General features: G+C 35.8%; 9 protein-coding genes. 4 read left to right on the top strand and 5 right to left on the bottom strand.

The annotated features are described in order from the left end of the window. Window positions 1-17: 17 nt before the first annotated feature. The 3 genes from H8718_RS05090 to H8718_RS05080 form a co-directional block, all read right to left on the bottom strand. Entirely contained in the window at window positions 18-1,283 is a 1,266-nt protein-coding gene (locus tag H8718_RS05090) for an S-layer homology domain-containing protein (RefSeq protein ID WP_249332050.1), read from the bottom strand. Next, window positions 1,270-6,366 carry a M60 family metallopeptidase gene (locus tag H8718_RS05085; protein WP_249332049.1) on the bottom strand — a complete coding sequence of 1,699 codons (5,097 nt, stop codon included), beginning with the start codon at window positions 6,364-6,366 and terminating at the stop codon, window positions 1,270-1,272. Before H8718_RS05085 ends, H8718_RS05090 begins: the two co-directional genes overlap by 14 nt. A gap of 257 nt (window positions 6,367-6,623) precedes the next feature. Continuing rightward, window positions 6,624-7,487 carry an AraC family transcriptional regulator gene (locus tag H8718_RS05080; protein WP_177671882.1) on the bottom strand — a complete coding sequence of 288 codons (864 nt, stop codon included), beginning with the start codon at window positions 7,485-7,487 and terminating at the stop codon, window positions 6,624-6,626. 158 nt (window positions 7,488-7,645) lie between these two features. Between H8718_RS05080 and H8718_RS05075 the strand changes: the two genes are divergently transcribed. The 3 genes from H8718_RS05075 (at window position 7,646) to H8718_RS05065 (ending at window position 11,959) form a co-directional block, all read left to right on the top strand. Beyond that, window positions 7,646-9,406 carry an ABC transporter ATP-binding protein gene (locus H8718_RS05075; RefSeq protein WP_249332047.1) on the top strand — a complete coding sequence of 587 codons (1,761 nt, stop codon included), beginning with the start codon at window positions 7,646-7,648 and terminating at the stop codon, window positions 9,404-9,406. Further along, window positions 9,407-11,185 carry an ABC transporter ATP-binding protein gene (locus tag H8718_RS05070; protein WP_249332045.1) on the top strand — a complete coding sequence of 593 codons (1,779 nt, stop codon included), beginning with the start codon at window positions 9,407-9,409 and terminating at the stop codon, window positions 11,183-11,185. It begins immediately after the preceding gene. A gap of 291 nt (window positions 11,186-11,476) precedes the next feature. Then, window positions 11,477-11,959, top strand: a complete 483-nt coding sequence (locus H8718_RS05065) for a hypothetical protein (RefSeq protein ID WP_249332044.1) — start codon at window positions 11,477-11,479, stop codon at window positions 11,957-11,959. 115 nt (window positions 11,960-12,074) lie between these two features. On the opposite strand, the gene H8718_RS05060 is transcribed toward H8718_RS05065, so the two are convergent. Together H8718_RS05060 and H8718_RS05055 are read right to left on the bottom strand one after the other, a co-directional pair. Further along, window positions 12,075-12,929, bottom strand: a complete 855-nt coding sequence (locus tag H8718_RS05060; protein ID WP_249332041.1) for an AAA family ATPase — start codon at window positions 12,927-12,929, stop codon at window positions 12,075-12,077. A gap of 588 nt (window positions 12,930-13,517) precedes the next feature. Next, window positions 13,518-14,018 (bottom strand): EutP/PduV family microcompartment system protein, encoded by a 501-nt coding sequence (locus H8718_RS05055; protein WP_249332039.1) that lies wholly within the window; start codon window positions 14,016-14,018, stop codon window positions 13,518-13,520. A gap of 221 nt (window positions 14,019-14,239) precedes the next feature. On the opposite strand from H8718_RS05055, the gene H8718_RS05050 reads away from it, so the two are divergent. Beyond that, window positions 14,240-15,271 carry a helix-turn-helix domain-containing protein gene (locus H8718_RS05050; protein WP_249332038.1) on the top strand — a complete coding sequence of 344 codons (1,032 nt, stop codon included), beginning with the start codon at window positions 14,240-14,242 and terminating at the stop codon, window positions 15,269-15,271. Window positions 15,272-15,360: the final 89 nt, after the last annotated feature.

The following is a 15,360-nucleotide window of genomic DNA, read 5'->3' as shown; positions in this document are numbered from 1 at the left end:
TGTTAAATCAATTTTTCTCAATCTAAAATTGTTAAAATACGATCCATAATTACCGCTACTTGTGCTCTTGTAGTAGAGTCTTTTGGTTTATATGTACCATCTGGCATTCCACTTATAATACCAGCTTCATAAAGCTCTTTAACTGCATCTTGTGCAAATGAGCCAATTGTATCTGCATCTTTAAATGGCACGTAGCTTCTTTCTCCTTCAAGTTCCACTGCTAATGCTGTAAGTGATCTTGAAATCATTACTGCCATTTCTTGATTTGTAATCGAATCGTTCACACCAAATGTCCCATCAGGACGTCCTGTTACAATACCTTTTTCATATAAGCTTACAACTGGTTCTGTATACCATTTACCGATTTCCGCATCTTTAAATGGTGATGTTGCTGCTGTCCCTTCAAATCCAAAGGCACGTGCTACGACAGCTGCAAATTCAGCTCTTGTAATTTGTTTACTTGGTCCAAAAGTACCATCTTCATAACCTTTTAAGATACCGCGTCCTGCCATTTTTCCAATTGCCTCTGAAGCCCAGTGACCCTGTGTATCTGCAAATTGTACACTTGGTACTACTGGTTTCTCTTCCTCAACTGGTTGTTCTGGCTCTACCTTGTCGCTTGGTTTATTGGGTTTATTTGATCCACTTGAACTACTTGATCCGCCTGAGTTATTTGAATCACTTGGTTTATTTGGCTTACTTGGTTTTTCTGGTTCTACTGGTTTTTCTGGTTCTACTGGTTTTTCCGGTTCTACTGGTTTTTCCGGTTCTACTGGTTTTTCCGGTTCTACTGGTTTTTCCGGCTCTACTGGTTTCTCCGGCTCTACTGGTTTTTCTGGTTCTGCACCAGTACTCTCATCTGTTCGGTCTACTCCTACATTTGGTGTATCTATTGGAGATAGGAAATAATCAACGACTTTATAGCTTGCCGAATCAAGGAATTGATCGTTACGCATATCTATTAAGTCTCCTAAAGTAGCTTCTCTACCTAGGTTCAATAATTGATTACTTGTAATATATATGCTTAATTTATTACCGTCTCTTACAGTAAAGCTATAAGCCTCTTTATCTTTTGGCTCGAACACAACATCTTCTGTAAGTGTATCTTTAGTTAAGAGCTCTATCTGAATACCATAGATGTCTTTTGGGATATCCTGAACTTTTACTGTTACAGTGTTGTTCGCATTATTGTGTAAATTTATGCTTGGAGTAGCACCGAATACGGTACTACTTCCAAATATAAGCATTGCTGCAATAGCTGAGGCAAATTTAGTTCTCTTCATACATGTCCTCCTGTATTAATGATGTCGCTCCCTGATTAAGTATAATCTCTGGCATAGAATCATAAGAAGGTGTTCCATACCATAATGTTGTACTTGTTACCCTTGGTGTTCCAGTATGCTCAATTGTATCATATCTATACATCTTCGCCATAATTTCTGTTGGAAGCACACTTAACTGTGAACAGTCACCTTGTAGTTCTTCTTCTTTTTGCACATCTGGGATAAAGATAAATAATCCATCACTAATATCACTTGTTTCACCATCTTCAGGTACTTCAGCAAACATTAAGAGTTCACCATTAATCGGTCTTTCTACATAAGTCATCTCTTCATCTAAACCTGATTTTCCAGCGTATCTACCTACAATATGAATAGTATTATAAAGTGGATCTCCTCTATAAGTACCTACAATAACAAGTGTGCCTTCTTCAATTGCACTCACACCATCTACATCATCATACTCATAGTCTTGTCCCATAATACCTACTTTGTAATCTTCAAAGGCTACATTATCACCAGGGTAACTTAATGGTTCAACATCAAATTGGCTAAGGAAATCTTCATCAATGTTTTCACCTGTTATACGGATTACATCAGCATCATAAGTCCAAATTCTTGTATCTTTTGAAGATGCTCCAGGTTTATTGAAGTAAGTAATGAATTTGCTTGCATCTGCCGCTTCATTAAACTCAAAGTCACCTTCTTTAGCTGTAAGGTAATGGTATCCATCTCCTGCTTTTTTACCTACTGCTATCTCAAATGTTCCCTCAGGTAAGGTACTATTATTTTTAGCTTTTACCCTAATACCTGTTACTGGTGTCTTTTTATTGAAAGATAAGATTAGGGCTGGTCCTGTAGTTGTTAAAGCTGGTCCTGTAGTTGTTAAGGCATCTCCGCCTACAAATTCAATACGATATTGACTTCTATCAATAACATTGTCATGCTCAATTCTAACTTGCCCTGCATTTACTTTTCCATTATTAACGTCAGCATTTACTATATTTCCTAGTGAATCAATGGCTCTTACTTCGTATTTAAATGCTTTATTATTAGCTGAGCCTATTACATCCTCATAAGTAGTGTCTGTAATAAAGGCAATTTGTTTACCATCTCTGAAGATTTCATATCCTAATAAATCTTCTTTAATACTTTTATCTGAACGAATGGTGATCTTAACTTTATTTGCATTTGATTCACCTTCTGAAGGATCTGCAACGGATGCTGTTGCATCAAATACCACATCTTGGATTCCCGTACCACCATTTAATCTATATCTTCTTGACTCATCTGTAAGGTACTGAATCTTTCTTTCTTCTTGAGAGTAATTTTTCATCTCCGCTTTTACAGCATCTGATAAGTCCATGCCCCACTTGGTGAAGAATTCTGTTAAGTCTTTTTCTGCTGCCATACTTGCAGCTACTGCGAACTTATCCTCTCCAGTAAAGCCATTTACTTTACCACTATCGTATACCTTGAATAATTTATTATAGAAACTTAATGGTCCATTAGCTTTATCATCTGCACCATTGTCATAGGCAAGATGTAACTGCCAGTACATACCTAACTGTGTAAATCCATCGTTTGACATTCCTTTATCGCCTACTGCGACTTTTTTATAAATGTCTTCGTACTTATCAGATAATTCTAATCTTGATGGAAGCCTATTATCTTTACCATCATAAGTCTGCATCATAAGTGAATAAATATTATTTGTAATTTCAGCTTTGCCTAATCTATCCATATTATGACCAATTTCATGGGCAATTCCCCATCCAAATAGACCATTTGCATTGCCTTCACCTGTTACAGATGTTGGTTTTCCTTGTACTAATGCACCTGTTGAACCGTATCCAACACCAATATGGCTACCTGCTGCATACATAAATGCATTCGCGAACATTCTCATATATCTTATATTTTGTCTGCTCTTAAGGACATCTAATGGATTATCAAGTCCATATGTAGTATGTGTGATCTTAATCACTTCTTCCCAAGCAAGCATATTATTGTAAAGTTTCTCGATTTGAGCCTCTTTATCTGGTGTAGCAGCTGTAATACCTGCAAGTACTTGATCTGCTGGTAGAGATAACAGGATATTTCTTCCTGATATTTCTGTAGAGTTTGCTGGGTTCGTATCTTTATTGTTTAGTTTATTAGGCGCATATGCTACAAGATCATCAATATATTTTGATATTCTTGCTTTTCTTTCTGTTTCGCTTAATTCATACCAGTTATAAAGTTCTAAAGTTGGGATTTCTTTTACTGCTCCCTCAGTATCTCGAATGTGTAACTTAATTTGGTCACCTTTGTTACCTGAGTATCTATAGTATAATGATCCCCCCCTTGTAACTTGAAGGTTTGTTATCCTTTCGATTTCAATGATATTTCTACCATTTACAAGTTCAATAGGTGTGTCTGATAGCGAGTTTGCTTCTGAATAATACTGGGTAGGTATAATCTCTATCTTCTCTCCCTCTGGGATATCTGCATAGATTGTTACCTTCTTACCTGCATATCCTACTAGGCCTAATGGGCTCCAGTCATTGATACGTTTAACATCCTTACTTGCATCAATAGATACAAAATCATTTTTAATCATACCTAATTTAGAAGTATCTTTTGCAAGTAATGCTTCTGCAAGGTTAAGCTCATCCGCTAAAATAGTTGAATCTACATAATAAGAGTCTTCATCCTTTAATTTTGCACGAATTGCATCAATATCTTCTTTTGTTACATCTGGTGCTAAAGTTGTAAATGCATCATCTGCAAATAATGATTTGATTTCCTCATCTACACTATAATAGTCATAGAATGCTATTTCTGATGCACTATGTAATGCTGGTCCTCCATCTCTCATTCTACCTCTTACACCAATTTTCTTTACTTTTGTTTTTGGGAATTCAAATACAGCATACGCTCTTCCATCTTTATCTGTTCTAAGTTGGCGTGTTTTATCTGTTATAATCTCTTTTCCAGGACCAGATAAATCATCCCCCTCTTCCCATACAGTAATATGATATCTTGTAAGGGTGTTTGTATATTTAGGATCATCTACCCTTGGTACAAAAACAACATAGTTCATCTCATGCGGTGTTTTAAAAGTAAAGTCTATTCGGCCACTTACCCACCAGTCTTTTGCAGTCCAGTGTGTTGCATAGTCATTATCTACTACGTTTTTAATACCATCCTTCGTGTCATTTAAATTATATTCTAGGTTAAATCCGTTTGGATAGAATGTCTCATCTACGTTACTAGGAACTGCAAGTTTTACATCTTCGATTTCACTTACATCGATTCTATTTTTACTTGGTAAAATAGGCCCTTCAAGTGTCACTTTCTCTGGTGTTCCTGTCACGACTAGTGAACGATTACTCTCACCTATATTATTACCTGCAACAACATATAAGTTATATTCTACATCATTTTTAAGACCGCCTATAGCTGCTGATGTAGCTACTATTTTACCATCTTCACTTCCTGCTGGTATAAATTGCTTATACTCTATATCATCTGCACTTGCTTCTTTATAGAAGACTTTGTAATAAGTAGCATTGTCTGTTTTTCCCCAGTTAAGTTTAAGCCCACCATTCATCTCTTCTACTTTTAAGAAATCTGGAGGTAATGGTTTTTCTGAAGGTTGTGGAATACCTCTGTATTCCTCTGATGGTGTTCCCATCCAGTCCTCTGATGTAGCTCTAATCATGAAGTAGTAAGGTGTTAAGTTTTCAAGCCCTTTTACGGTTGCACGTGCTTCATCTACATTTAACTCACCTGTATACTCGCCTGATTTTTCCCCATAAAATACTCTATAGCCTTCTACGTTTGGAACTGGATCCCATTCAAGAGTAATAGCTTCATTCTCTTCAGTTAATATAACATTTTTAATTGCAGTCTTATCATTAGGGGATACATTGGATGCAATATCCTTAACAAAGGATACCTCTTCCATTACAACATAGCTAGGATTTCCATCTTCCCCAACTACCTTATCTACTGAAACGGTTACTCGTTTCACCGGAACTCTTTTTCCAAGATTAATAACAATCTTATTTTTATCTTCTGAGCGTCCAGTGTATCTTATACCTTTATAGCCTTCTACTGATGAACCAAAAGTTTGGATCTCTCTTTTTGTTTCGCCATTTTCCTCATACTCAACAATGACAGTTCCACCTTCAAGTCCACCTTCAGCTACAGGGGATACAAGCTCAATCACTTGTGCTTCTATACCTTTATCACCTAGATTAATAGGTATCTCAAGTTTTCCTTCATCTGAAGTTTTTTGTATTTTAACTTGAGTTTCGCCTGTGAATAAATCTGCTACACTATTTCCATCAGCAATTTCAAGCCCTGCATCTTTAATGGATTCATCAACGGATACCATAACACTTTGTGAAATAATAGCCGCTAAATCCGTTTGTACTTCTTCTCCTTTAGCTTCAAGCTGTTGTTTCACATATGTTAATTCTACAATATCAACTTTATCGTCTCCGTTAATATCATGATCATGAATACCATCTTTTATATTTTGTTCTATTTCCTTAAGGTCATCTTCTGTTACCTTTTGATCTCCATTAATGTCTCCATAAGAAAAAGTAGCATCACCTGTCCCTACAGTTACATTTTTTGAATAATCGCTGATGATGATATCTTCTGTGGTATAAGTTTTATAACCTTCACCTTCATATACGAAATTATATGTACCTAGCTCTAGATCTTTTATATTGATATAGTAAGAACCTATGACATCTTCTGTAGTCATTTCCACATCGTGAACATTCTTAGCAACGATTTCTACAGGGTAATTCCCTAGATTCTTAGCTACTTCTGGCTTAGCTCCAAGTTGTATTTCTACTATACTACTATTACCTTTTTTTAAGCTTACCTTAATATCTTGACTCTTTACTTTTTTATAAGCAAATGGATAGTCAAATCTGATAGAAGTAGATATATTACCCTTAGCATTAGCATCTTGATCCTTAATATCTACGGTCTCACGTGCATATACTGCTGTTAATGGTGTAAATGTTTGTACCATCATCGCACATGATAAAATCATTGCCATTTTTCGAATTAATTTTGGCACTCTTTCACTCCTTTTCATATTTATAGTTGCTACTAAAAATATTAATTATCATCTAATCTTTTTTCTTTACTATACTAGCATTTCTATATACATATGACAAGCAAAAATTTACCTTTTCTTAACTGCCTGGCAACTTGTTATTAACAACTTATTCATTTTTATACATACTGGGATAACGATAACATGGATTAAAATGCTGAAAATACCCCCTCACTTCGCAATCAGCAAAATGAGGGGGTATTTAATCCCTAAAAAGTTTATTTTTTCTGGGCAATCTTCTGTTTCCCATATGTTGACGGGGACATACCATAGTATTTCTTAAAAAGCTTACTGAAGTAATAAGCATCTTCATAGCCTACCGCTTTAGCTACCATATTAATAGGTATGGTATTGTTTTCTAAAATTTGCTTAGCCTTCTCAAGTCTAATTTGAATGAGATAATTAATAGGGGAAGTTCCTGTTTCTTCTTTAAAAATCTTAGAAATATAAACAGGACTTAAATACATATTTTTTGAAATATTATCAAGAGATATATCTTCCATATAATAAGAACTCATATAGTCAATAAGACTTTGTACGATAACTTTCTTATCTCTGCTTGCAAATTGCGAAGCTTCTAAAGATGGTGGTTGACTGCATTCATCCATTTCACGGTAAAGGATTAAAATCAGCTTCATCACTAATGCTTTAAGCATAAAGCTATGTCCAAGCTCTCTTAATCTCTGTTCTTTCTCTATTTCTTTACAACACTGCTCGAATTCATTTCTATATTTCTCAATGGTTACAATAGGTGGCCAACTTAAGGATTTCATATAATTAGGTGCATTACAGTCTATATTAAGATTACCTATACCAATATGTAACTCTGTACATGTTATACTAGCGTCTACTAATGCCTGATGATGTACACCAGGATTAAATACCATCACATCCCCTTTTTTAAGCACATAGTGCTCCCCTTCAATGGTATAGTGAGCCTGACCTGAAGTGACGATAGAAAGTTCTACAAAATCATGTGAATGATAGGTAGTTGGGTAAACATTATCTTTATTGGTTACTGCATGAATAATAAACATAACATGCGGATTAAATGAATCTATACACTGTATGGGAATTAACATAACAACCCTCTTTTACTTCCATTAATATTATACTTTAAAACTATTGTATACCATGATAAGAAAATACAGCAATAGGTTAATATAATACATTTTTATTTCTACCATTTTTTATATAATGAACTGTGTTAGTTTGAATTAACTTATTAGGAGGGACATATATGGAGACATTTAAATGGATATGGGGATATCTGAAAGACTATAAGTTTAGATATGGCGCATGCCTTGTTTTAGTACTTATAGCAGCTTTAATCAGTATGATTAACCCTATCCTAGGTGGTACTATTGTTGACCGTGTATTAGAAGGTGGCGAAACAAATATCTTAGTACCTATTCTACTTGTAACAATTGCAACAGCTCTTGTTAAAAACATCATATCGTATACTTACCAAATGAACTTTGAGCGTATCTCTCAAAATATCTTGTTACGTATTAGAAAAGACTTATTTGATAAGCTTCTAACTTTAGATGTAGACTTTTACAAACAAATGAAAACGGGTGACCTTATGGCACGTATGACAGGAGATACTGACCTGCTTAGACACTTTATTGCCTGGGTTGTTTATAATATCTTATATAATGTAAGTGTATTTGTAATCGGGATTGTGTGTATGTGGTTTATTAACCCTATACTTACTTTAGCCATGCTTCTTGTTTGCCCATTCATTGTACTTTTCACAATGAAAATGAGTAAACGTATTGGGCCTACTTTCCACAAAGCCAGAGAAGCTTACTCTAGACTTAACTCTGTTGTACAAGAAAATATCAGTGGTAATCGTATTGTTAAAGCCTTTTCTAAGGAAAACTATGAAATTGAAAAATTCAATAGACAAAATGCCTTTTATAAGGAAGCAAATATGGACACTGTTCATGTAACACAGCACTACTTACCTATTCTAGAATTCTTAGCAAGCTTCTTGACTGTTGTTATGATTTTTGTAGGTGGAATCTTAGTTATTTATGACCAAATGACAATAGGTGACCTTATGGTCTTTAACGGTTTACTTTGGGCCCTTAATAACCCTATGCGTTCTGCTGGTTACTTAATTAATGACTCACAGCGCTTCATTGCTGCTTCAGCTAAAATCCGTGAACTTTTAGCGACTGAGTCTAAAATTCAGAACCGCGAAGATGCACATGCTCCTGAGCGCATTAAAGGTAAAATCGAGTTCAAAAATGTATCTTTCAGTTTTGAAGATACAGATGCGCTTAAGAAAGTATCCTTTAAAGCGGAACCTGGCCAAACCGTTGGTATTATCGGCCATACTGGTGCTGGTAAATCTACTTTAATTAATTTAATCTGTCGTTTCTATGAACCTGTTAGTGGTCAGGTCCTTGTGGATGGCAAAGATATTCGTAGCTATGATATTAAAACACTACGTGAAAGCATTGCTATGGCTATGCAAGAGGTCTTCCTTTTCTCTGATACCATTGAAGCTAATATTCGCTATGGTGTACCAAGTGCTTCATCAGGCCAAATTCAACAATTCGCCGCTATGGCTGAAGCCGATAGCTTTATCCGCAACATGCCTGAAGGCTATGACACCATCGTAGGTGAAAGAGGGGTAGGTCTTTCTGGTGGGCAAAGACAACGTATTGCTCTTGCGCGTGCCCTTATTAAAGACCCTTCAGTGCTTATCCTAGATGATACAACTTCTGCACTTGATATGGAAACAGAAATGAAAATCCAACAAAAACTTAACGAATCGACACGTAAGCGTACAACTTTTATCATTGCACACCGTATTTCTTCTGTTAAAGCAGCGGATCTTATTCTTGTACTTAAACGTGGACGCGTTATTGAACAAGGTACACATGATGAGCTGATGGCACTTCAAGGTGAATACTACAAAGTATTTAATACACAGTTTGGTGACTTTGATGAAGAACTTGCTGAGCTTACACAAAAGGAGGCGAACTAGATGGCACGTAATACCTTCGACCAGGATGAAACGTTAGAACAAGGCTTTAACATGTACCATGTGAGACGCCTTTATGATTATATGAGACCCTATTTAAAACCGATCATATGGTGTATGTTCCTCATGGTTATTTCAAGTCTACTTGGCCTTTTAGGCCCTTATATTATTAAAATAGCTTTAGATGATTTAATTCCAGCTAAAGATTTAACAGGACTTTGCATCGCTACAATAGCCTTTATTTTATCTCTTATAGGCATTAGCTGGATTATGAAAAACCGTCTTATCACTATGGGGCGTGTAGGTCAAGATATCTTAATTGATATGCGTCATGATCTATTTGTAAACCTTCAGAAATTACCTTTTACATATTACGATAACCGTCCTCACGGGAAAATTCTCGTAAGGGTTGTAAACTACATTAACTCTTTAAGTGATTTATTAAGTAACGGTTTTGTTAACTTAGTAGCAGATATTTTTAGCATTATCTTAACTATGGTGTTTATGTTTGTACTTGATACGAGGCTTGCACTTGTCAGCTTAATTGGTGTACCCATTCTTATGAGTATCATGTACCCACTTAAAGCGCTTCAAAGAAAGGCGCATCAAAAACTTAGTACGAAGCAATCTAATATGAATGCTTATGTAAGTGAAAGTATTAATGGTATGCGTGTTACACAAGCCTTTGCCCATGAAGAAGAAAGTATGCGTGTGAATGAACACGTATGCGAGGAATACAGTAATGCTTGGCTAGGCGCTGTTAAACTAAACTTCTTAGTTTGGCCTATTATGGATAACGTAGCAACACTTACTGTTGCGCTTGTTTACTTCAGTGCTGTATTTATCTTTGTCGATGATATTTCAGTTGGTCTTCTTGTTGCTTTCGTAGCTTATGTATGGCGTTTCTGGGGTCCTATTACCAACCTTGGTAACTTCTATAACACCATTATTAATGCTATGGCAAACCTTGAGCGTATCTTTGAACTTATGGATGAAAAACCAACTGTACATGACTGTGATGATGCAACTGAGCTTCCTAAAATCGAAGGTCATGTAGAATTTGAAGATGTAAAATTTGCTTATGAAGAGGATGAAATGATTCTAAAAGGTATTAGCTTTGAAGCTAAACCTGGTGAACGTGTAGCTATTGTAGGACCTACAGGTTCAGGTAAAACAACCATTATCAACCTCATTAGTCGTTTCTACAATATTAACGATGGTCGCATCTTAATTGATGGGCACGATATTAGCAAAGTTACCCTTACTTCTCTTAGAGGCCAAATGGGTATTATGATGCAAGACTCTTTCATCTTCTCTGGTACAATTATGGAAAATATCCGCTACGGTAGACTGGATGCGACAGATGAGGAAGTTATTGAAGCTGCTAAAGTGGTTAAAGCCCACGACTTTATTATGACTTTTGAAAACGGCTATGAAACAGTCGTTAATGAGCGTGGAGATAGACTCTCAGTAGGTCAAAGACAACTTATCTCCTTTGCAAGAGCACTTCTTGCTAACCCTAAAATCCTTATTCTTGATGAAGCCACTTCCAGTATTGATAGCCAAACTGAAGTACTTCTTCAACAAGGACTTGATGAACTCCTTAAAGGTAGAACATCATTCGTTATCGCTCATAGACTTTCTACTATTAAAAACTCCGATAAGATTATTTACATCCAAGATGGTCAAATCTTAGAAATGGGTACACATGATGAACTTATCGCTAAAGGCGGTGGCTATTGTCATCTTTATACAACACAATATGAATTGCTTAGAGCGTAGCATAAGCTAAAAATTTAAACATGCATGAGAGGGAGAGGGCCTCTTCCATACACTTATTTCCGCTTTTGGAGAACTTCTAGTCGCTATCTAACTCCTGAAGTTCTTCCCAAAAGCTCCAAAGGTGTATTACAGAGCCCCCTCCCTCTTTTCATGTTCTTGGAAGGAGTAGCCTAATGCTTCGCTTAGGATAGGGGCAAAAAAATAATGTAGTTGTGCACTATATGTGGCACTTCCTTCATAAACTAGTAGTGATACACATCCTGCTAAGGGAAGTAAGGGGGAATAGTGATCATGATTCTTTTTATTTTAGTATGGATGCTTGTTGTGATAGCCTTTATAAAATGCCTCGCAAGTGAAGCAAAAACATGGGATGAAAAAATCATTGAAATTGTATGTGAACAAGTACTAGATACCCCAAATGAAGATATTCTTGAACCGAACTTAGACTTAGATGGTTTTATTGATGTACTTGAACAGCTTTATGCTGACTACTTCACTGAAGAGGCCTTCAAGCGTTTTATCCAAATACGTTATGGTGATAAATATCATGTAGTAGCTAATGAAACTGGTAAGTTTATTAACATTAAAGCTATTACAGTAACTCAAGATAAACAAAATAGCCAATCTTATCATTTCGAAGCACGCGTGGAAATAGAGGATCACTTTAATCAAGTTATACCTGTTAAAGTCCTAGGCCATGCTACTCTAGTGAATCATAAGATTACACAAATTGAATTCCTTGACAAAGCCCTTCTTAGAGCTCTAACTCAGTAAATAGCGTGATTTATAAAGCCATCCTCTTAAAATAGACTATTAACTACTAAAGGCAATTAACACCCCTAAAAATTTGAGGTATTAATTGCCTTTATCGTTGTACTATACACCCTATCTAAAACTCATGTTCATGTCCTTTAAAAAAGTTATAGTAGCAGCGTACACTTTCTAATTCAGTCCACTTTTTCACAGATACGGGATACTCATCTAGGTCATATATCTTGGCACCTTTAATAGCTAACAGAAAAGGGGAATGGGTGGATATAATAAATTGGCACCCAAAATACCTAGCGGAGTCTTCGATAAACTTAATTAATTCTAGCTGCCTTTGTGGAGATAAGCTATTTTCAGGCTCGTCCAATATATATAAGCCATTTTCAGCTATTTTTTCAGTAAAATATCTAAAAGCACTCTCGCCGTTAGAATACTCACGAATATTATCCATAAGATTGCGTCTTACATACTTAGACTGGGTCCTACTTCTTGACTGATTCACCTTTTTAAGCTGTTCATAATCCTCTAAGGACTTCATCTTAAACTGGGAATACTTCAAATCCAAATACTCTACAAATAAATCTTCTCGTTTCGTATCTATCCCCTCGTTAATGGTACGGATATTGAGCATATAATTAAAGACATCATCACTTGTGATAATCCTACTCTCCATTGGAATTTCCTCTACTATTTCCATATCACACATATCAATATAGTCCCCATAAAAGTTTGTTCTATTATAAAGGGATTCTCTTGTAATGCTGAGCTTTTCGGCAATGACATTTAGTGCAGTCGATTTTCCTGAACCATTTCCACCATAAAGAATGGTAATGGGTTCAAAATCTATTTGTCTCAAATCATTTTTTGATAATATTCTAAAAGGATAAAACGAATCGTAGCATTTTCTTTTTATCGAAAGAATAAATCTAAACTCCCTATCCTCATTAGGAAATGTAAAGGATTTTAAATATATCATACTATCACCTATATGCCATTTTTAGCTTCATACTATCACTTGTCTCTATATATTTCAAATTATTTTATCAATTCCCTAAAATTTTTCAGGGAATTTTCATACCTTGGGACTATATATAAGATGTAAAAGCTAAAACACATCCTAGGTAGTTTGAACTTTTACACTTCTAAGAAAAGACTCTTAGTTAGCCCCCCTTCTAATAATGAGCCTTTTCTTAGCCCTAACAGTTAGCTGTGTGGTAGCTGCTCTCTGTTAGATTTATGACTAAAGTAAGGCTTTTCTTTCTATGCCTACAGGCTAAGGCTATGCCTACCAGCGTACGAAGGTGCCTTTGCTAGTGCCAGTATGATTGCAGTGATATATGCAGTGGCATCCCTTTCACTGGCAACATACCTGGGCTATGCATAGGACCTGTCTATTCTGAAGGTTACACCAAAGGCTTAACGGCATCAAGGCTAAGCTCTAACTTTACTTAACACTTCTACCACACTAAAAGCCGATCTAAAGAGCTGCCATAAGGGGGCGGCAGTCTCTTTAGATCGGCTTTTTAATTCATAAAATAATTATTGGATTTAATAAGAATTAAGCTTATAATCCTTGTAAAAAATGCGCTGCTTGTCTACGGTTTCGTAAAATAATGACTTGAATATCTTCTTCTCTACTTAAGATGTCATAATACCTTTTTCTATTCTTTTTATTAAAATTCCAAACAAATTTTATAAAATCAAAATCAAATCTTTCTGGGCAATATCCTCCCATATCAGGACGACTTTTACCATACCCTGTTACAACTCGTTTTATTACACCATAAAGACAGCTTATACGAGAATAATCCATATAAATAACAGTATCACAGTATTTCAATCTTAATGGTATGGTTCGTTCATAATTTCCATCTATAATCCATGTCGGCTTTACAACTTCAGCCCATAGTAAATCATCAAATTCTTCTTTAGATATATTTTGCCAGTTATCTCGCCAATTAAGTTTGTCAAGATGTATCAAAGGTAAGTTTAACTTATTAGACAGTTTTTTAGCTAAAGTTGTTTTTCCACTACCACAACAGCCAATAATCATTATTTTTTTCATGGATACACCTACTCCCTATTATCTACGTAACCTCTATTTATTCTATTGATAGGATATCACTTCGACCGAGGTCATGCAATTATCAATACTTACATCCTCATGACAATTTCTCACTTATGAGTTGAGTAAGCTAAAAAATCAAGTTATTGTTTTGATATTTTAACTTAAGTACAATAAACTTAGTTGATGCATCAGCCTACTCTAAAGGGGGTTTTTAAACAATGAAAATCGAAATCGGACAACGTATTAAAAGTTTACGTATTGAAAAAGGTGTTACACAAGAAGAGCTTGCCAATCATTTAGGTCTTTCCTATCAAGCTGTATCTAAATGGGAGAATAACATCAGTACACCTGATATTCAGCTTCTGCCTCTTCTTTCTGTTTATTTTGGTGTTACTATAGATGATTTATTCGAAATGCCTCATGAAGTGCATCTCGATCGTATTGACCAAATGATTGATAATGAACGTATAATGAGCACTGAGAACTTTAACTATGCCGAGCAGTACTTAAAAGGCATCTTAGATGAAGATCCTAAATGTGCACGTGCTTACTATCTCCTAGCTGCCCTTCACTATCACCGCGCAGAAAGTGATAAATACTTAGCCTCTGAATATGCTAAATCTGCTCTTTTCTATGCACCCGATGATAAAGCACACCATAATATCTTCAACAAAGCCATGGGTGGTGTGGCCAGTGATGATTATTACAATAGACACGATGCTCTTATTGAATACTATGAGAATTTTGTTAAAACACATCCTACCAATAGAAGAGCTTATCTTTATCTACTTGACCAGCTTATTGCAGATAGACATTTTGAGCGAGCTAAAGAAGTCCTTGAGCAAGTTAAAACGCTTAAGCATTCCTGTCTAGATGCCATCTATGAGGGTGATATAGCCTTTGCTAAGGGGAATGAAGAAGAAGCTCTCACTTTATGGAATGCATCCGTTACAGAATTCCCTAATGCTTGGGAAGCTTATATCTCTCGTGGCGATGGTTTTGTGAAACTAGGCCGCTATGAAGAAGCAATCTCAGATTACGAAAAGTGCTTCTCTCTTATGGAAAAACCACGTTACACAGACCCATTAACTTTCATGGCTAAGGCCTATGAACTTAATGGGGATTATGCAAAGGCTATAGAAACACATCAACGCGTTATAAAAATACTTGAACAAGATTACAACATCGTTTCTGGTGAATTAGTCGATGCACCTATGCGCGAAATCAAGCGTCTTCAAGCACTTATTTAACCCATCTATACTCACTATCAAACTGCTTAGATTCCCTTTTATCATGCTCATTACTTCTATCTATGGCCTATGAAGCCTATTACTTATGT

This window comes from Zhenhengia yiwuensis, assembly GCF_014384995.1.
GTDB lineage: Bacteria > Bacillota > Clostridia > Lachnospirales > Cellulosilyticaceae > Zhenhengia > Zhenhengia yiwuensis.
This window is presented reverse-complemented; position numbering and strand designations above follow the sequence as displayed.